Source organism: Escherichia sp. MOD1-EC5950 (assembly GCF_002965345.1).
GTDB classification, from domain to species: domain Bacteria; phylum Pseudomonadota; class Gammaproteobacteria; order Enterobacterales; family Enterobacteriaceae; genus Escherichia; species Escherichia marmotae.
Window position 1 is genome coordinate 1 of record NZ_PTSR01000048.1, and the last position, 18,620, is coordinate 18,620.

An 18,620-nucleotide genomic window follows, 5' to 3' on the forward strand; every position below is an offset into this window, starting at 1 on the left:
GGAGAACCCCGCTGACCCGGCGGCTTATTTGCCGTTGTTCCGTGTCAGTGGTGGCGCATTATAGGGAGTTATTCCGGTCTGACAAGAGGAAATTTAAAATAATTTTCCGAATGCGCAAGTTTCAATCAAATCAGCCTGAAACTGTCAGTTTTTCGAGCTTTTTAAAGCCGTAACGCTGTAAAACGGACAATAACTGTTCAGCTTCTGGCGTCATTGCCATACAAAAGGCAATATTCGCATCGACTGATTTTGCATCAGGGGCTTCATGCTCCAGTAACCAGGCCGTTCGGCGGGCAATCGCTGCGCCTGAATCCACCAACCGGGTTCCCTCTGGCAGCACCTGCAACAGTTCATCTTGTAATAGAGGGAAGTGGGTACATCCCAGAACAACAGTATCTGGCGGCTCTTTCATTCTTAACCACGGGCGCAAGATACGCTTTAGTGCATCCAGAGAAACTTCATTGCCATGCAGCTTCGCTTCAGCCAGCTCGACCATCTCTGCCGAACCGAGCATTTCTATCTGGCATTCATTGGCGAAACGCGCGATCAACTCATGGGTATAAGAACGTTTAACTGTTCCGCGAGTTGCCAGCAGTCCAACAATGCCATTAGCGGTCAGACGCGCTGCGGGTTTAATCGCCGGAACGACGCCGACAACCGGGAAGTCAAACTTTTCGCGTAATGCAGGAAGTGAAACGGTACTGGCGGTGTTGCAAGCCACCACCGCCAATGCAAGGGGATAACGTTCTTGCACTGCAGTGACAATTTCCACCACGCGCTCAACAATAAACTCTTCGCTTTTTTCGCCATACGGGAAAGCGACGTTATCAAAAGCATAAATGTAATGGAGATCCGGTAAGAGACGCCGGATCTCGTCATAGACCGACAGCCCACCGACGCCGGAGTCAAACACCAGCACGGTGGGACGTGGTTCAGAAGGTGTAGCTGCCAGACAAGGTGTATTCCCGTCCTGCAGTTTGGTAGCCATAGACTGTCTCGTAATCTTTGTCGAACAGGTTGGCTATTTTACCACGAACAGTCAGATGAGAGGTGACCGGATATGCAACCGCAATATCCCACAAGCTCACACCGCCCATTTTCACAGTTTGATAGGGATAAGATGAGTAATCCTTATCATAGCGAGTACCTAAATACTGGTAAGTAATACCCCAATCAAAATCATACAGTTGCCAGTCGAGCTGATATTTCACCTGCTGTTTAGCACGACGTAATAACGGCGTGTCGGTAATCGCATTACGTGCGTCGACATAATCGTAACTCACCGTATGTGTTAGCGGTCCGGTATCAAAATTGGCGGTCGCCTCGACGCCTTTAATCCGCGCTTTCCCTTCGTTGTAGTATTTCAGGATGTGATCGTCATAATCGATCAGGTCACTGATATCGTTACGATACCCGGAGATACGCCAGTTCACCCCGGCGGTTAAACCCTCAAACGCACCTTCCCACTGTTTGCTTTTCTCGGGGTTCAGATCCGGATTACCGTAGAAACCGTACAGTTGCCCAAGATTAGGTGCCTTGTACGACGTGCCATAAGAAGCGATAAAGCGATAGCCTTCAATGAACTCCCAACCAGCACTGGTTTGCCAGGTGCCATGACGACCAAACTGTGAGTTATCATCGCTGCGTGCAGCACCTTCAAACGTAAAATCGCCAACTTGTTGTACCCCGGTCAGATAGATCCCCGTATTACGTTGATCATACCCATCTGCAACATATCCAGTGCCTGGCGTCGTAGTTTGCTTCTGCCAGTCAACACCCGCGCCGATATTACCGTGACCAACGGTGACGTTGTTTGCCCACTGGACGGTGTACTGCTTCATCTCATCGAGCGTCGCGGACGAATCATAACGACCATAATGCGGATCGTAGTTGTAATCTTTGCTGTGGCTGTAACTGGTAATCAGTTGTGATTTAATCAACTCGCCGTTATAGCGCAGCCCGGTGTCCCAACTTTGGCTATAGAGTTTACGGGTATCGAGTAACGGTGAGCCGGGAGAATAATACGCGTCATAATTGGTACGATTATCATAGCCATAGCCGCGCACAAAGCCGCTCCAGGTGTCAGTAAAATTATGCTCCAGCGCACCATAAAGCGTTTTACTTAAAAAACCATCGTTATCTGGTTGTGCTTGCGTTCCGGTATTGCCATAGGCGACAACATCAAATCCATGGGTATGGGCATAATCGGCCAACAGAGTTACCCGTGTTTTATCCCCCAGTTGTTGCTGCGTAGAAACATCGTAGTTCTGATAACTATTACTTCCCCATCCCGCTGAAATTTCCGTGCCGGATTCATCCCGCGTGGTGATGATATTCACCACTCCGCCTATTGCATCAGAACCATAAACGGCAGATCGCGGTCCACGGATATATTCAACTCGCTGGACAAGCGCAATAGGGAATTGGCTAAGGTCGGCAGAACCACTGACCCCCGCCAAATTCAGGCGTACGCCATCAATTAACACCAATACATGGCTGGCGTTTGTACCACGAATAAAAATAGAAGAGAGCTGACCTGAACCGCCATTCTGGGTGATATCCACGCCCGGCAGACGACGTAGAACATCGTTCACCGAGGCCGACTGCCAGCGGTCAATATCCTGACGTGTCACAACGGTAGTTGGAGCAAGCACAGTGCTGCGAGGCTGTTCAAAACGGTTAGCAGTAACAACGAGAGTATCCGGGCTGGTGTCCTGTGCCCAAGCGGAAAAGGCTGTGACGGAACACGCCGTCAGCAGCGAAGCTTTTTTAATCATTGTAAAGCATCCACAATAGAAGAAGGATGCCGCAGGTTTCATCAATATTACGCGATGATGAGAACCAGATGCGACGTTGGCCGGCAGGTCTTCGGGCTTGGAGGGGTATCTGAGGATACAAAGAGATGATGACTTCCCACCGGATGGCAGTGTCCGCATTACGCAATCATCGCACCTTTCCTTACCGCTGCGCGTCAGCTCCAGATTCGCACTGGATTCCCTATTAACTCACAGGACCGGCGAGTGGATGCTACAGGTTGTAACAAGTTGCTGTCCAGACGTCGCGCATAAATAGGAATTCATCAAGATCTGGACATCTGATGAGCAATCCCTACAATCGCCGCGTACATTTCATTTTCAGGATACATCATGACCCCCGAACACCTTCCAACAGAACAGTATGAAGCGCAGTTAGCCGAAAAAGTGGTACGTTTACAAAGTATGATGGCGCCGTTTTCTGACCTGGTTCCGGAAGTGTTTCGCTCGCCGGTCAGTCATTATCGGATGCGAGCAGAATTCCGCATCTGGCACGATGGCGATGACCTGTACCACATCATTTTCGATCAACAGACCAAAAGCCGCATCCGCGTAGATAGCTTCCCCGCCGCCAGTGAACTGATCAACCAGTTGATGACGGCGATGATTGCGGGTGTGCGTAATAATCCCGTTCTGCGCCACAAGCTGTTCCAGATTGATTACCTCACCACATTGAGCAATCAGGCCGTCGTTTCTCTGCTGTACCATAAAAAGCTGGATGACGAGTGGCGTCAGCAGGCAGAAGCCCTGCGCGATGCACTGCGAGCGCAGAATCTGAATGTGCATTTGATTGGTCGGGCAACGAAAACAAAAATCGAGCTGGATCAGGATTACATTGATGAGCGTCTGCCGGTCGCAGGGAAAGAGATGATCTACCGTCAGGTAGAAAACAGCTTCACCCAGCCAAACGCGGCGATGAATATTCAGATGCTGGAATGGGCGCTGGATGTTACCAAAGGCTCAAAAGGCGATTTACTGGAGTTGTACTGCGGCAACGGTAATTTTTCATTAGCTCTGGCGCGCAATTTTGATCGAGTATTAGCCACCGAAATCGCCAAGCCGTCGGTCGCTGCCGCGCAATACAATATTGCTGCTAACCATATAGATAACGTACAAATTATTCGTATGGCGGCAGAAGAGTTTACTCAGGCGATGAATGGCGTGCGTGAGTTTAACCGTCTGCAAGGTATCGACCTGAAGAGTTATCAGTGCGAAACCATTTTTGTCGACCCACCGCGCAGCGGTCTGGACAGTGAAACCGAGAAAATGGTGCAGGCGTATCCGCGTATTTTGTATATCTCCTGCAACCCGGAAACGTTATGTAAGAATCTGGAAACATTAAGCCAGACGCACAAGGTTGAACGTCTGGCTCTGTTTGATCAGTTCCCCTACACGCACCATATGGAGTGCGGCGTATTACTAACCGCTAAGTAAAACCCATGCTGGATGCGCCAGCATCCAGCATGATACTGATTACTCAGCAATTTCCTGCTTACGGTTACGCATCTTCGCGCCAATCCAGAACACCATAATGACGGACAGCACGGCCGGGAAGAAGTTAGAACCGATATCCGGATATTCCGCACGAACCACCGTGCTGTACAGCAGAACACCGAGAATAAAACAGGCAGCAGCCAGACCCGGCAAACCTACCGGCATAGTGCGATTAAGATAACGTTGATGCAGGCAGTAGACCGTCAGCACCAGGGAAATAATCGGGAATACAGAAAATGGCACAATGGAGCTAAACAGCGCCGCAAAAGTACCATTGATCGATAAGCCTGCAACCAGCGCCAGCAGCAGCGTACCTCTATCTTGATTTGCTTGTTTCATTACTCGTCCTTCACATTTCCCGGAATAATTGCGGTTTTTTCTTGTTCACGGCGATACCAGTAATAAGCCCCTTTCGAAATCATTCGCAGTTGCAGTACCAGTCGCTCTTCTAATTGCCGACGTTGTTCGACGCCGACATCCAACGCCTCGGCACCCGCACTGAAGACAATCGTCACCATTGCTTCGGCTTGCGCTTCAGTAAACGCACGAGGCATATGGTTTTCGAGTTCCAGATAGTCCGCAAGTTCCGCAATGAAGTGCTGAATTTCACGCGCAACAGCGGCACGGAACGCAGCGGAGGTGCCGGAGCGTTCCCGCAATAATAACCGGAAGGCGTTCGGATTATTACCGATGAACTCCATAAATGTGGAGACCGAGGTGCGGATCACACTCCCGCCTTTAGCAATACGCTGACGCGCCTGGCGCATGAGTTGGCGCAGCATTAAACCGCTCTCATCAACCATGGTCAGACCAAGTTCGTCTACGTCGCGGAAATGCCGATAAAAAGAGGTGGGAGCAATGCCCGCTTCACGCGCCACTTCACGCAAACTCAGGCTGGCGAAGCTACGTTCAGCACTTAATTGGCTAAATGCGGCTTCCACCAGAGAACGGCGGGTTTTTTCTTTTTGTTGCGCTCTTACGCCCATCACGATGTCTAAATCCTTGCCAAAAGTACTGTTGGCACTATACCAGAGAATGAACATACTGGATTGCTCCAGTGTTGTGAATGAACGGTAACGCAATAAAACACATTTACTGCAACTCTTTAGCCGGTTCTTTCACAAACAACAACGCCAGCATCGACAACAACGTACCTCCGCCCAGATACCACGCTGGCGCCGTCAGGCTATCCAGTAACACAATGGATTGCGTGGCAAAGTATTGCGCAAACCCGCCGAAGATTGCTACGCCAATGCTATAAACCAGTGCGAAGCCCAATGCCCGAATCCGTTTCGGTAACAGTTCGGAAATCAGCAACATTACCGGTACACCGCCAAGCGTGGTGAAGCTGACCATCACGAAAACCACCGTCAGCAACATGCCGGGACTGGGATAATTCACCAACAGCCAGAACGATGGCCAGCTACAGATCAACACCATCACCCGGGAGATTAAAATCAGCTTTTTACGCCCGACCGAATCACACAGCATCCCCACCAACAACGCCCCCACAAACGTAATAACGCCCGCCAGTAACATCGCTGCATGAGAATAGTGTTGAGGCATCGCCAGATACTTCGCAGCCCAGGTGCCGTAGTAAAAGAGGGAGATATAGGTTGCAACCGTACTACCAATAGCGAGTAAAACACCATTAACGATGGTTGCTTTATGTTGCAAGAGCAGAGAAAACGCGCTTTCGCTGGCTGCGGCTTTTTTATGGTGCACAGGTTCAGGCACATCGTTTTCCAGACTCAGGCGCAGCCAGCAACCGATGGGCGCTAACAGCACACCAATAAAAAACGGTACACGCCAGCCCCACTCCGCCATTACGGTTTCTGAACCTGTGGCGAACGGCAGCCATGCGCTCAAACCCAAAGCGACGACACCACCAAAGGTCGTTGCCAGCCCCTGGGTCGCCAGCGACCAGCTACTGTAAAAGCCGCGACGATTTGCCGGAGCTGACTCAACCAGCAAAGACATTGAGGCACCGACTTCACCGCCTGCCGCAACGCCCTGAATCAGGCGCGCCAGCACCAGCGTCGCTGTTCCCCAATATCCCGCCGTCGCATATGTTGGCGCAATGCCGATCATCAGCGTACCGAGACTCATCAGGGCAATGGTAAACACCATCGCCGGTTTACGCCCGAAACGATCGGCCCAGGCACCAACGATAATCCCACCAAGCGGGCGCATAAAAAAGCTCACGCCAAACGTTGCAAATGCCAGTAACAGCGCGACATTGTGATCGGCACTGGGTGGAAAGAAAAGCGTGCTGATATAGACCACAAAAAAGTTGTAAACGCCAAAATCAAAAAATTCGAGCGCATTGCCAAACGCCGAGGCAAAAATCACCCGTTTGCCGCTGGGCTTTTTCCTTACGTCCACTGTTTCATTTACGATCGCCGTCATTCCATGTTCCTTGCCAGATAGTGATGTTGTGTGTTGTTTTATTTATTGCAGCCAGGCTTCCACCAGTGCGCCCCAGTAGCTGCTTGCCGGAACCAGACTTGCATCGTTGAAGTCGTAACCTGGGTTATGCACCATGCATGCCCCTTCCCCGACATCGCCATTACCGAACAGCAAAAAAGCACCTTTCGGCTGGACTTCCAGCATGAAAGAGAAATCTTCACTGCCCATCAGAGGCTTGATGCCAAACCCGGCCCGATCTTCACCAAACGTTTTACACGCCACCTGCCAGGCAAAGCGCGCCATCTCTTCATCGTTGACCAACACCGGAGTACCGTTAACATGCGTCACATCAGCCGTAGCACCAAAGCTGATAGCCTGGGCTTGTGCCAGAGCGGGAATACGGGCCAACAGAAGTTGCCGGGTTTCACGGCTAAGAGAGCGGACGCTAATTTTCATCTCAGCACTATCAGGAATGACGTTAGCGGCCTCACCCGCAACAATACTGCCGACGGTAATGACTGCGGCTTCCAGCGGATCGACATTGCGCGACACAATGCTTTGTAATGCGGTGGTGATATGTGCGGCAACCAGCACCGGATCAATCGCTTTGTGAGGGATCGCACCGTGTCCGCCACAACCACGAACCGTAATATAGAATTGATCCATTGACGCCATCAGCGCTCCGGGCTGGAAATAAAACTTACCCACTGGCAGACCGGGCATGTTATGCATGCCGAAAATGACATCGCAGGGGAAACGGTCAAAAAGTCCTTCTTTAACCATGATCTCGCCGCCGTTAATCATTTCTTCCGCTGGCTGGAAGATAAGGCGCAACGTGCCGTTAAAGCGGCGGGTTTCAGCAAGATAGCGCGCGGCACCCAGCAATATTGTGGTATGTCCGTCATGCCCGCAGGCATGCATTAAACCGGGATGTTTACTGGCCCAGGACTTGCCGCTATTTTCATAAATTGGCAGCGCATCCATATCGGCACGCAAGCCAATACTTTTCTCTCCGTCACCGACTTTTAAGGTAGCGACCACGCCCGTCGTCGCCAGCCCTTGTTCAACTTCATAACCCCACAGGCGTAACTTTTCCGCCACCAGAGCACTGGTTTTAAACTCCTTTAACCCCAGCTCCGGATTTTCATGGATCTGATGGCGGATCTCGCGCAGTTCTTCCTCAAACCCACGAATAGAGTGTTCGATCATCGGCTATTCCTTTATTCACTGATAAACAGGCTAATTAACGGATTGCATTGATGGTATAAATACAAATAACCAATCAATATGAAATATTTATCTATTTGTTTTATAAAATGATTTCATGGAGACAATAACAAAAAGGCACTTTTCAGCAAGATAAAACTATCTGCCATAAGAAAAAGCGTTTAATTGCGAATTAATGAGACAGGGAAGGAGCAGACAAAGCAAAGGCCGCTCACGATATAACCAGATAAATGACGGGGATCAATTGGCTTACCCGCGATAAAATGTTACCATTCTGTTGCTTTTATGTATAAGAACAGGTAAGCCCTACCATGTCACATTCCTACGATTACGATGCCATAGTAATAGGTTCCGGCCCCGGCGGCGAAGGCGCTGCAATGGGTCTGGTTAAGCAAGGTGCGCGCGTCGCAGTTATCGAGCGTTATCAAAATGTTGGCGGCGGTTGCACCCACTGGGGCACCATTCCGTCGAAAGCCCTCCGTCACGCTGTCAGCCGCATTATAGAATTTAATCAAAACCCTCTTTATAGCGATCATTCACGGCTGCTCCGCTCTTCTTTTGCCGATATCCTCAACCATGCCGATAATGTGATTAATCAACAAACGCGCATGCGTCAGGGATTTTACGAACGTAATCACTGCGAAATATTGCAGGGGAACGCTCGCTTTGTTGACGAGCACACGTTGGCGCTGGATTGCCCTGACGGCACGGTCGAAACGCTGACCGCAGAAAAATATGTCATTGCCTGCGGTTCTCGCCCTTATCATCCGGCAGACGTCGATTTTACCCATCCGCGCATTTACGACAGCGACTCGATTCTTAGCATGCATCACGAACCGCGCCATGTACTTATCTACGGTGCCGGGGTGATCGGCTGCGAATATGCGTCGATCTTCCGTGGAATGGATGTGAAAGTCGATCTGATCAACACCCGTGATCGCCTGCTGGCATTTCTGGATCAGGAGATGTCAGATTCTCTCTCCTATCACTTCTGGAACAGTGGCGTGGTGATCCGTCACAACGAAGAGTACGAGAAGATCGAAGGCTGTGACGACGGCGTGATCATGCACCTGAAGTCAGGCAAAAAGCTGAAAGCAGACTGCCTGCTCTATGCCAACGGTCGCACCGGTAATACCGATTCACTGGCGTTACAGAACATTGGACTGGAAACTGACAGCCGCGGTCAGCTAAAGGTCAACAGCATGTACCAGACCGCGCAGCCGCACGTTTACGCGGTGGGCGACGTGATTGGTTATCCAAGCCTGGCGTCGGCGGCCTACGACCAGGGGCGCATTGCCGCACAGGCGCTGGTGAAAGGCGAAGCCACCGCGCATCTGATTGAAGATATCCCTACCGGCATCTACACCATTCCGGAAATCAGCTCGGTCGGTAAAACGGAACAGCAACTGACCGCGATGAAAGTGCCGTATGAAGTGGGCCGCGCCCAGTTTAAACATCTGGCTCGTGCGCAAATTGTCGGGATGAACGTGGGCACGTTGAAAATTTTGTTCCATCGGGAAACAAAAGAGATTCTGGGAATTCACTGCTTTGGTGAGCGCGCTGCCGAAATTATTCATATCGGTCAGGCGATTATGGAACAGAAAGGTGGCGGCAACACGATTGAGTACTTCGTCAACACCACCTTTAACTACCCGACTATGGCGGAAGCCTATCGGGTCGCGGCGCTAAACGGCTTAAATCGCCTGTTTTAACGTTTTACCGAAATGGCCATCCATTCTTGCACGGATGGCCTCTGCCAGTTGCTCATAGCGACTGCGCAGCGGCGAACCCGGACGGTAAACCAGGCCAACAGTGCGGCGTGGTTCTGGCTTAATGCACGGCAGATAAACAACGCCATCACGTTTACGCTCCGGCGGCACGGCCAGCGCAGGCAGTAAAGTGATACCGCTACCAGCCGCCACCATGTTACGCAGCGTCTCCAGACTGGTCGCGCGGAAGTGTGTATCTTCATCCGCCCCCGCTTCAAAGCAGAAGCCCATTGCCTGATCGCGCAGACAGTGACCATCTTCCAGCATCAGCAGTTTTTCCCCTGCCAGATCGGCCATCGGTACACATTCACGATCAGCCCACGGGTGATCTTCATAGATTGCCAACAGCATTGGCTCATCAAACAACGGCACTTCAATGAATGCTTCGCTCTCCTTCACCAGTGCGAGGATCACACAGTCGAGTTTGCCGCTGTCCAGTTGCGCCAGTAATTGATGGGTCTGGGCTTCATGCAGATACATTTCCAGCTTCGGAAAAGCCTGGTGCAGCATCGGGATAATATGCGGTAGCAGGTAAGGCCCGACCGTTGGAATCAAACCAATGTGCAGCGGCCCGGACATCGTCTCGCCCTGCTGGCTTGCCATCTCTTTAAGGACTTTCACCTCACGCAGCACGGTACGCGCCTGATCCACCAGCAGCATTCCCGCCTGGGTGAATAACACTTTACGGCTGGTCCGCTCCAGCAACATCACGCCCAGCTCATCTTCCAGCTTACGAATTTGCCCACTCAGGGTTGGCTGGCTGACGTGGCAGGAATCTGCCGCACGGCGAAAATGGCGGTGTTCGGCCAATGCCACCAGGTACTCAAGATCACGAATATTCATTATCCATCCTCCATCGCCACGATAGTTCATGGCGATAGGTAGCATAGCAACGAACGATTATCCCTATCAAGCATTCTGACTGATAATTGCTCACAGAAACGGAGCGGCACCTCTTTAACCCTTGAAGTCACTGCCCGTTTCGAGAGTTTCTCAACTCGAATAACTAAAGCCAACGTGAACTTTTGCGGATCTCCAGGATCCGCTTTTTTTTATTTCGCCCGGCTCCCACAAGAGAGCCAGACCCAATATTTATTCAATGCGATCTTTGACGATAAAGAAGTAACACAGCGCGCCGATGAAGGTCACGCAGGCCGCAATAACCAGCGCCAGATTAAACGAGTGCGTAGTATCCACTACCCAGCCGGTCACGATCGGGGCAAAGGAAGCAAAGACAAAACTGCCAAAGTTTTGAATACCAGCGATGGAAGCCACTTTTGTTTCTGACACCATCACCTGCACCAGTCCCCATGCCGATGTTCCCGCGAAATGCACGCAGAACAGCGCCATTGAGATAAACGCCACCGCCTGCGCAGGCGAGGAAGATTGCACCACCAGCAACGTCCCTAATGCCGACATCATCAAACCGCAAACAATGGCCGTTTTACGCGTCTTCGCCAGGTCGTAGCCTTTTTTCGCCAGCCTATCGACAACAATACCGTTGATCCACATCCCGACTGCCGCCGCAAGGAAAGGAATCGCCGCCACCCAGCCGGTTTTTGCCAGACTGAAACCTTGCGCAGCCTGCAAATAACCGGGTAACCACGCAATGTAGAGCCAACCGGTATAGTTGACACCAGCGAAACCTAAAATCATCCCCCAGGTTGTCCGATGTTTAAACAGCGCCAGCCACTCGCTAAATTGCAATTGTGGACGCGGCTTAACCGGTGCAGAGAGATACGCTCGTTCTTCATCGGTCAGGACAAACTGCGCCCGGTTGCGATACCATGCGTACCAGCAAATCCCAACCAGAATCCCCGCCAGGCCGATGATGACAAACATCGTCCTCCAGCCCCACGCCAGTTGCATCAATACAAGAACAGGGGGCGCGATGGCCTGACCGATAACGGTAGATGAGTTAAGGATCCCCAGCGCCGTGCCGCGTTCTTTTTGCGCATACCAGTCGGTGATAGATTTCACCCCCGCAGGCATAAACGGCGCTTCACCAATACCCAGTCCAATACGCATAATAATAAAGTGGCTAAAGGAATTAACCATTCCTGTTAATGCCTGCATTAATGACCAGAATATTAATCCTGCGCCTAACACAATTCGTGGACCAAAACGATCTAACAAAATACCGGAAGGCAGTTGTGAAAAACCATAAGACAGAGAAAATGCAGAAAGTAAAACGCCAAACTCTGTGGCTGATAATCCTAACTCGCCACGAATCGCCTCGCCTGCCACGCTCAATGATGAGCGATCGAGAAAATTAACGATTCCCGCCATAAATAATAAAACCAGCGCCACCGTCTGAATACGGCGAATCCGTTGCGGTTTATTACCCGCAACACTACCTGGCAAATCAACATCCATTTTTATACTCCTTGAGAAAATTGAATAGATTTGATTACTCAATAAATAAATTAAGCGACAGATATACGGTTTCGCTTAAATCACTACCAATTCCACAATGTACCGTCTTCCAGACGCGCAACGGGGAGATACGCCGGATCATACGGATATTTCGCCGCCAGCTTCTCATCAAAGGAGATACCCAGCCCTGGTTCATCGCCTGGGTGCATATAACCCGCGTCGAAGCGCCAGCTATGCGGGAAGACCTCAAGCATTTGTTCGGAATAACCCATGTACTCCTGAACACCGAAGTTAGGCACCCAGAGATCAAAATGCAGCGCTGCCGCATGGCAAATGGGCGATAAATCAGAAGGGCCATGCGAACCGGTACGCACCTGATAAAGCGATGCAAAATCGGCAATCCGTCGCATCCCGGTAATTCCACCAGCATGGGTAATCGTCGTGCGGATATAGTCAATTAACTGCTCTTCGATTAACTGCTTACAATCCCAGATACTATTAAAGACTTCTCCGACCGCAATTGGTGTCACGGTATGCTGGCGAATCAAACGGAAACATTCCTGATTCTCGGCAGGTGTCGGGTCTTCCATCCAGAACAGGCGGTAATCTTCAATGCTCTTACCAAAGCGCGCCGCTTCAATAGGGGTAAGGCGATGGTGCATGTCATGCAACAGATGTTCATTAAAACCGAACTTGTTGCGCACGGCCTCAAAGAGCTTCGGCGTAAAATCGAGATACTTTTCTGAAGACCACAATTGTTCTTCCGGCCACTGGCCTTTGGTTGCCGGTTCGTAAGCCAGCCCTTTTCCCTTCGCCAGGCCATAGGTAGTTTGCATACCCGGCACGCCGCACTGCACCCGAATCGCCTTAAAGCCCATTTGCTGGTGTTTTGCATAGTCTTCAAGGACTTCATCAATTGTACGCCCGGTGGTGTGGCAATAGACCATCACGCCCTCGCGAGAAGCGCCACCCAGCAGTTGATACAGCGGCATATTGGCTGCTTTAGCTTTGATATCCCATAACGCCATATCAATGGCAGAGATTGCCGACATCGTGACGGGGCCACGCCGCCAGTAAGCACCTTTATAAAAGAATTGCCAGATATCTTCGATACGGCTGGCATCGCGACCTATTAATTGTGGACAAAGATGATCTTTCAGATAGGAAGCGACCGACAATTCACGACCATTTAATGTGGCATCTCCCAACCCACAAAGTCCGCTTTCAGTGGTTATTTTAAGCGTAACGAAATTACGCCCGGGGCAAGTGACAAAAACGTCCGCAGCAATAATTTTCATTATTGCACTCTCCTGTGTTTTAAATAGACGTTTTAAACTTAATTTTATGCCTACTACCATACAAGGAAGAAAAAGTGATTATTCAACCGTGATCACATTAAAAATAAAATTTTCCGCCGAGGAACAGAAATATCCTCAAATATTGTCTACAATATTAACCATCATCGTTAAAACAACACGTTAAATAATTACATAACAAATTCCATTAATCTTAAAAATGAACACAGCAATAGAAATTAATTATATTCAATTAATTAAAATATGTATTGTTTGATGTATTTGAAAATGATTTTTATAGGAAAAGTAAACGTAAAGAAGACGCAAGAATTAAAAGGAATGTGACGAAGAATGGCTGTGGCTGGACGTAAAACTCAGGGGCATCAGGATGATGATAAATTCCTGCCAGATGCGGCGTAAACGCCTTATCTGGCTTACAAAGCGCAACACTACGTAGGCATGATAAGGCAAACTCCCCGTTTTCAGGGGAGCGATATAAACAAGTTACACCAACCGCGCCTTTGCAAAAGCAATCGCCTGCGCCACCTGCTGCGGTGAGACGCCGCCTTTTGCCGCACGTTTGTCGAGGCACGATTGCAACGACAAAATCGGATACACATCTTCTCCAATCACCTTGCTGAATTTCTGCAACTCAGCCAGCGGCAGTTCTTCCAGTGGTTTGCCCTGACGAATGGCTTCCACCACCGCTTCACCCACAATATGGTGCGCCTCGCGGAACGGTACGCCTTTTGCCACCAGATAATCCGCCAGTTCAGTGGCGTTAGCGTAACCCTGCTGCGCCGCTTCCTGACAACGCGGGCGTTTCACCTGAATCCCATCCAGCACCAGCGCCGCCATATGCAGGCAATCCAGCCAGGTGTCGAGTGCGTCGAACAAGCCCTCTTTGTCTTCCTGCATGTCTTTGTTATAGGCCAGCGGTAACCCTTTCAGAGTCATCATCATGCCGGTTAATGCGCCCTGGACACGACCACATTTCCCACGAATCAGCTCCAGCGCATCCGGGTTTTTCTTCTGCGGCATTAAGGATGAACCGGAAGTCACGCGATCAGACAGTTCGACAAAACCCGCTTCGCCGGTGTTAAAGAAAATGAGATCTTCGGCAAAACGCGACAGATGCACCATGCCGATGGCGGCGGCAGAAAGCAGTTCCAGTACGTGATCACGGTCAGAAACGCTGTCCAGGCTGTTACGCGTTGCCGAGGAAAAACCCAGCCAGCCAGCCAGTTGTTCACGGTCAATGTCATAGGCCGTTCCCGCCAGCGCACCACAACCTAACGGGCTGACATCCAGACGCTTAAGCGCGTCCTGCAAACGGCTTTCATCACGCGCCAGCATCTCAACATAGGCCAGGCACCAGTGAGCGAACGTCACCGGTTGAGCGCGTTGCAGGTGGGTATAACCCGGCATCACTGCGTCCTGATTATTTTGCGCCGTTTCCACCAACGCCGATTGCAACTGGCGGTTAGCCGCCAGCAACTCGCTGACCATCTCTTTGCACCACAATTTCAGGTCAGTCGCTACCTGGTCATTACGGCTACGCCCGGTATGCAGTTTTTTGCCTAACTGACCCACTTTGTCGATCAGTTTACCTTCCACCCAGCTATGGATATCTTCGGCGTCGCTTTCGAGGATTTGTTGTGGCCTGGCGCGAACGTCTTCCAGCAGCACGTTCAGCGCCTCTTCTAGTTGCACCTGCTCTTCTGCGGTCAACACACCTACCGTTACCAGGGCTTTGGACCAGGCTACAGAGCCGACAATATCCTGCTCCGCCAGACGGTAATCAAAGCGCAATGAGTCATTAAATTGTTTGAACCGTTGATCTGCTGCCTGAGTAAAACGCCCGCCCCAAAGTGCCATAACTCTGTTTCCTTATTTTGAAATTCAATGCCGGAAGCTGTGCCTCCGGCCAACAAAAATTAAGCTAAAATCCGCGTCCCCATCGGCATACCGTTAAACAGTGCCGGAAGCTGTTCCGCATGACGCCAGGAGGCGATGTCCACCGGGCGGCCCAGCGTGCGTGCAGCGTCCAGCGCCGCATTCACTTTCACAATCATGCCGTCAGTAATAATGCCCTGCTCAATCAGTTGTTCTGCTTTCGCCGCGGTCATCTCAGCAATTCGTTGCCCTTTACCGTCGAGGATGCCACTGACATCAGAAAGCAAAATCAGATCCGCACCCAGCGTTGCCGCCAGTGCCGTCGCGGCCTGGTCAGCATTGACGTTCATCAGTTGCCCTTCGTCCGTCACACCAATAGAGCTGACCACCGGCAAATAACCGTTTTCCAGCAACGTGTTGATAAGCTTAGGCGAACCTGGCTGCGCCAGTCCAACATGGCCCAACTCTTCATCGAGCTGGGTCACTTTGACGCTGTCGCCATCACCGAGAAACAGCCCCACAGCAGCAATCTGATGTTTCTTCGCCCACGCCAGCAGGGTTTTATTTGCCGTTCCCGCCAGTGCGCCAGTGATAATGTCTATCTGATCCGCAGGCGTCACGCGCAGGCCGTTTTTCTTTTTCACCGGCAGATTCAACCCTTTCATCAACTCATCCACCACGCAGCCGCCGCCGTGAACAATCACCAACGGACGCTGATGAGACTCGCGATAATTCACCAGTGCGCTAAACAGCCGTTCCAGCGCCTCTTCACTATCCAGCAATACGCCGCCCAGTTTGATAATTAATGGATTCATCATTGCACCCTTAAATAAGAGACTGCGTTTCCGCATAGCCGAAACGAATATTGGCACACTGGATTGCCTGTGCCGCCGCACCTTTCAATAAGTTGTCTTCGGTCGCCACCACAATCAGATGCTCGCCCTGAACGGCAAAACCGATATCGCAGAACGGTAGCCCGACAACGTTTTTCAGCGCCGGAACGCCTTTGTCATACAACCGTACCAGCGGTTTATGCGCATATGCCTGTTGCAACACTTGTGCTACTTGCGCCTGGGTCACGCCCGGTTTCAGACGGCAGGTAATCGTTTCCAGAATGCCGCGCGGGAAATTGCCCAGATGCGGGGTGAAGATCACGTCAGCACCAAGGTGTGTAGCGATCTCCGGTTGATGGCGATGGGTAAAGACACCGTATGGTTGCAGGCTGACTTCACAAAAGCTGTTAGAAATCGCTGCCTTACGTCCTGCACCGCTTACACCGCTGGTGGCGTTGATGACCGGCCACTGATTGAGATCTAGAAGATCGGCATCAATCAACGGTTTAAGCGCCAACTGCGCTGCCGTCGGGTAACACCCCGGCACCGCAATCAAATTCGCTTCTTTTAATTTATTGCCGCACCACTCCGCCAGACCATAAGCGGCTTGCTCCAGCAGTTCCGGGTATTGATGGGTAAAGCCGTAATATTTTTCATAGAAGGCGGCGTCGTTAACGCGGAATGCGCCGGAAAGGTCGAATACCACACAGCCTGCATCAAGAAACTGCGGTGCTAAATCGTGGCTAACTTCATGGGCAGTGGCGAGAAACACCACATCCACCCCTGGGCTAAACTCGCTGATATCCGACATCGGCTGCAGCGGCAGATCAACGATGCCTTTGAGCTGCGGATGCAAATCGGAGATTAACTTTCCCGCATCATTGCTTTGCGCTGAAACAGTCAAAGCGGTTATGTTCATATGCGGATGGCGATTTACATAGGTCACTAGCTCTGCGCCAGCGTAACCACTGGCACCCACAATCAGCGTATTCAACATCGGGGCTATTCACCTTCTTATGTCTGTTTGCCTGGCTAAACGTAAAACATTCACCTTACGGCTGGTGGGTTTTATTACGCTCAACGTTAGTGTATTTTTATTCACAATTAATGCATGAATATTGATACTATCATGACCAGAGGTGTGTCAACAATGAAAAACAAATTACCGCCATTTATCGAGATCTACCGTGCTCTGATTGCCACACCTTCAATAAGCGCCACGGAAGAAGCGCTCGATCAAAGCAATGCAGATTTAATCACTCTGCTGGCGGGTTGGTTCAAAGATTTGGGCTTCAATGTGGAAGTGCAGCCCGTGCCGGGAACACGCAACAAATTTAATATGCTGGCAAGTTGCGGACACGGCGCTGGCGGCTTGTTGCTGGCGGGGCATACCGATACCGTGCCGTTTGATGACGGGCGCTGGACGCGCGATCCGTTTACGCTGACTGAGCATGACGGCAAGCTCTATGGTCTGGGCACCGCCGACATGAAAGGCTTCTTTGCGTTTATCCTTGATGCACTACGCGATGTCGACGTTACGAAGCTTGCAAAGCCGCTCTACATTCTGGCGACTGCCGATGAAGAAACCAGTATGGCCGGAGCGCGTTATTTTGCCGAAACCACCGCCCTGCGCCCGGATTGCGCCATCATTGGCGAACCGACGTCATTGCAACCGGTACGCGCACATAAAGGCCATATTTCTAACGCCATTCGCATTATGGGTCAGTCGGGGCACTCCAGCGATCCGGCACGCGGGGTGAATGCCATCGAGCTGATGCATGACGCCATCGGCCATATTTTACAATTACGTGACGACCTTAAAGAACGCTATCACTATGAAGCGTTTACCGTACCGTATCCCACGCTCAACCTCGGGCATATTCACGGCGGTGACGCATCTAACCGAATTTGCGCCTGCTGTGAGTTGCATATGGATATTCGTCCGCTGCCAGGCATGACGCTCAATGAACTTAACGGCTTGCTCAACGACGCGCTGGCACCGGTAAGCGAACGCTGGCCGGGTCGTCTGACGGTCGAAGAGCTGCATCCGCCGATCCCTGGTTATGAGTGCCCGCCGAATCATCAACTGGTTGAAGTGGTTGAGAAATTGCTCGGCGCACAGACCGAAGTGGTGAACTACTGTACCGAAGCACCGTTTATTCAGACGCTATGCCCGACGCTGGTGTTAGGACCAGGTTCAATCAATCAAGCCCATCAGCCTGATGAATATCTGGAGACACGGTTTATTAAACCCACCCGCGAGTTGATCACCCAGGTGATTCACCATTTTTGCTGGCATTAAAACGTAGGCCGGACAAAGCGCTCGCGCCGCATCCGGCACTGCTGCCAAACTCCAGCACCGCAGTAATGTCGGATGCGATGCTTACGCATCTTATCCGACCTACAGTGACTCAAATGATGCCCAACCGTAGGCCGGATAAGGCATTCGCACCGCATCCGGCACTGTTGCCAAACTCCAGCGCCGCAATAATGTCGGATGCGATGCTT

The 18,620-nt window shown here is 51.1% G+C and carries 15 protein-coding genes and 1 riboswitch; of the genes, 3 read left to right on the plus strand and 12 right to left on the minus strand.

All coding sequences use genetic code 11. The annotated features are described in order from the left end of the window. Window positions 1-130: 130 nt before the first annotated feature. A complete protein-coding gene (gene murI / locus BEA93_RS23150; RefSeq protein ID WP_105225119.1) occupies window positions 131-988 on the minus strand; it encodes a glutamate racemase in 858 nt (285 codons plus the stop codon). Further along, complete coding sequence (btuB, locus tag BEA93_RS23155) at window positions 933-2,777, minus strand: TonB-dependent vitamin B12 receptor BtuB (RefSeq protein ID WP_000591341.1); 1,845 nt, start codon at window positions 2,775-2,777, stop codon at window positions 933-935. Before btuB ends, murI begins: the two co-directional genes overlap by 56 nt. Before the next feature lie 65 nt (window positions 2,778-2,842). Beyond that, window positions 2,843-3,033, minus strand: a riboswitch (cobalamin riboswitch). Window positions 3,034-3,146: 113 nt separating this feature from the next. On the opposite strand from btuB, the gene trmA reads away from it, so the two are divergent. Continuing rightward, a complete protein-coding gene (trmA, locus tag BEA93_RS23160; protein WP_000187028.1) occupies window positions 3,147-4,247 on the plus strand; it encodes a tRNA (uridine(54)-C5)-methyltransferase TrmA in 1,101 nt (366 codons plus the stop codon). Between the two features lie 39 nt (window positions 4,248-4,286). Here the strand turns inward: trmA and BEA93_RS23165 are convergent, their stop codons facing one another. The 4 genes from BEA93_RS23165 to BEA93_RS23180 form a co-directional block, all read right to left on the minus strand. After that, a complete protein-coding gene (locus tag BEA93_RS23165; RefSeq protein ID WP_000806410.1) occupies window positions 4,287-4,646 on the minus strand; it encodes a YijD family membrane protein in 360 nt (119 codons plus the stop codon). Continuing rightward, window positions 4,646-5,296 carry an HTH-type transcriptional repressor FabR gene (fabR, locus tag BEA93_RS23170; RefSeq protein ID WP_001309117.1) on the minus strand — a complete coding sequence of 217 codons (651 nt, stop codon included), beginning with the start codon at window positions 5,294-5,296 and terminating at the stop codon, window positions 4,646-4,648. The genes BEA93_RS23165 and fabR overlap by 1 nt, the downstream gene beginning before the upstream one ends. Window positions 5,297-5,399: 103 nt before the next feature. Further along, window positions 5,400-6,716 carry a citrate-proton symporter gene (locus BEA93_RS23175; protein WP_000125454.1) on the minus strand — a complete coding sequence of 439 codons (1,317 nt, stop codon included), beginning with the start codon at window positions 6,714-6,716 and terminating at the stop codon, window positions 5,400-5,402. 42 nt (window positions 6,717-6,758) lie between these two features. Then, on the minus strand, window positions 6,759-7,925 hold the full coding sequence (locus tag BEA93_RS23180) for a M20 aminoacylase family protein (protein ID WP_105225118.1): 1,167 nt from the start codon (window positions 7,923-7,925) through the stop codon (window positions 6,759-6,761). 329 nt (window positions 7,926-8,254) lie between these two features. On the opposite strand from BEA93_RS23180, the gene sthA reads away from it, so the two are divergent. Next, window positions 8,255-9,655 (plus strand): Si-specific NAD(P)(+) transhydrogenase, encoded by a 1,401-nt coding sequence (sthA, locus tag BEA93_RS23185; RefSeq protein ID WP_000019889.1) that lies wholly within the window; start codon window positions 8,255-8,257, stop codon window positions 9,653-9,655. Here the strand turns inward: sthA and oxyR are convergent. The 6 genes from oxyR to argC form a co-directional block, all read right to left on the minus strand. Then, entirely contained in the window at window positions 9,638-10,555 is a 918-nt protein-coding gene (oxyR, locus tag BEA93_RS23190) for a DNA-binding transcriptional regulator OxyR (protein ID WP_001025929.1), read from the minus strand. The two genes, sthA and oxyR, sit on opposite strands and share 18 nt — an antisense overlap. 249 nt (window positions 10,556-10,804) lie before the next feature. Further along, complete coding sequence (locus BEA93_RS23195; protein ID WP_000382161.1) at window positions 10,805-12,088, minus strand: MFS transporter; 1,284 nt, start codon at window positions 12,086-12,088, stop codon at window positions 10,805-10,807. An 83-nt stretch (window positions 12,089-12,171) separates the two neighbouring features. Further along, a complete protein-coding gene (gene manD / locus BEA93_RS23200; RefSeq protein WP_000690941.1) occupies window positions 12,172-13,386 on the minus strand; it encodes a D-mannonate dehydratase ManD in 1,215 nt (404 codons plus the stop codon). A gap of 501 nt (window positions 13,387-13,887) precedes the next feature. Next, complete coding sequence (gene argH / locus BEA93_RS23205) at window positions 13,888-15,261, minus strand: argininosuccinate lyase (protein ID WP_105225117.1); 1,374 nt, start codon at window positions 15,259-15,261, stop codon at window positions 13,888-13,890. A 59-nt stretch (window positions 15,262-15,320) separates the two neighbouring features. Next, window positions 15,321-16,097, minus strand: coding sequence for an acetylglutamate kinase (gene argB, locus BEA93_RS23210; protein WP_001362445.1), 777 nt, complete (start codon window positions 16,095-16,097; stop codon window positions 15,321-15,323). Window positions 16,098-16,104: 7 nt separating this feature from the next. Then, window positions 16,105-17,109, minus strand: a complete 1,005-nt coding sequence (argC, locus tag BEA93_RS23215) for an N-acetyl-gamma-glutamyl-phosphate reductase (protein ID WP_000935354.1) — start codon at window positions 17,107-17,109, stop codon at window positions 16,105-16,107. A 153-nt stretch (window positions 17,110-17,262) separates the two neighbouring features. Here argC and argE point away from each other — a divergent pair, with 153 nt between their 5' ends. Further along, on the plus strand, window positions 17,263-18,414 hold the full coding sequence (argE, locus tag BEA93_RS23220; RefSeq protein WP_001517526.1) for an acetylornithine deacetylase: 1,152 nt from the start codon (window positions 17,263-17,265) through the stop codon (window positions 18,412-18,414). Window positions 18,415-18,620 lie beyond the last annotated feature (206 nt).

What these genes read in the sequence shown, in the direction of transcription:
- BEA93_RS23180 (WP_105225118.1), bottom strand. Translation starts at nt 7,925, where the DNA reads ATGATCGAACACTCTATTCGTGGGTTTGAGGAAGAACTGCGCGAGATC.
- argE (WP_001517526.1), top strand. Translation starts at nt 17,263, where the DNA reads ATGAAAAACAAATTACCGCCATTTATCGAGATCTACCGTGCTCTGATT.
- btuB (WP_000591341.1), bottom strand. Translation starts at nt 2,777, where the DNA reads ATGATTAAAAAAGCTTCGCTGCTGACGGCGTGTTCCGTCACAGCCTTT.
- BEA93_RS23175 (WP_000125454.1), bottom strand. Translation starts at nt 6,716, where the DNA reads ATGACGGCGATCGTAAATGAAACAGTGGACGTAAGGAAAAAGCCCAGC.
- argH (WP_105225117.1), bottom strand. Translation starts at nt 15,261, where the DNA reads ATGGCACTTTGGGGCGGGCGTTTTACTCAGGCAGCAGATCAACGGTTC.
- manD (WP_000690941.1), bottom strand. Translation starts at nt 13,386, where the DNA reads ATGAAAATTATTGCTGCGGACGTTTTTGTCACTTGCCCCGGGCGTAAT.
- oxyR (WP_001025929.1), bottom strand. Translation starts at nt 10,555, where the DNA reads ATGAATATTCGTGATCTTGAGTACCTGGTGGCATTGGCCGAACACCGC.
- murI (WP_105225119.1), bottom strand. Translation starts at nt 988, where the DNA reads ATGGCTACCAAACTGCAGGACGGGAATACACCTTGTCTGGCAGCTACA.
- argC (WP_000935354.1), bottom strand. Translation starts at nt 17,109, where the DNA reads ATGTTGAATACGCTGATTGTGGGTGCCAGTGGTTACGCTGGCGCAGAG.
- argB (WP_001362445.1), bottom strand. Translation starts at nt 16,097, where the DNA reads ATGATGAATCCATTAATTATCAAACTGGGCGGCGTATTGCTGGATAGT.
- BEA93_RS23195 (WP_000382161.1), bottom strand. Translation starts at nt 12,088, where the DNA reads ATGGATGTTGATTTGCCAGGTAGTGTTGCGGGTAATAAACCGCAACGG.
- sthA (WP_000019889.1), top strand. Translation starts at nt 8,255, where the DNA reads ATGTCACATTCCTACGATTACGATGCCATAGTAATAGGTTCCGGCCCC.
- BEA93_RS23165 (WP_000806410.1), bottom strand. Translation starts at nt 4,646, where the DNA reads ATGAAACAAGCAAATCAAGATAGAGGTACGCTGCTGCTGGCGCTGGTT.
- trmA (WP_000187028.1), top strand. Translation starts at nt 3,147, where the DNA reads ATGACCCCCGAACACCTTCCAACAGAACAGTATGAAGCGCAGTTAGCC.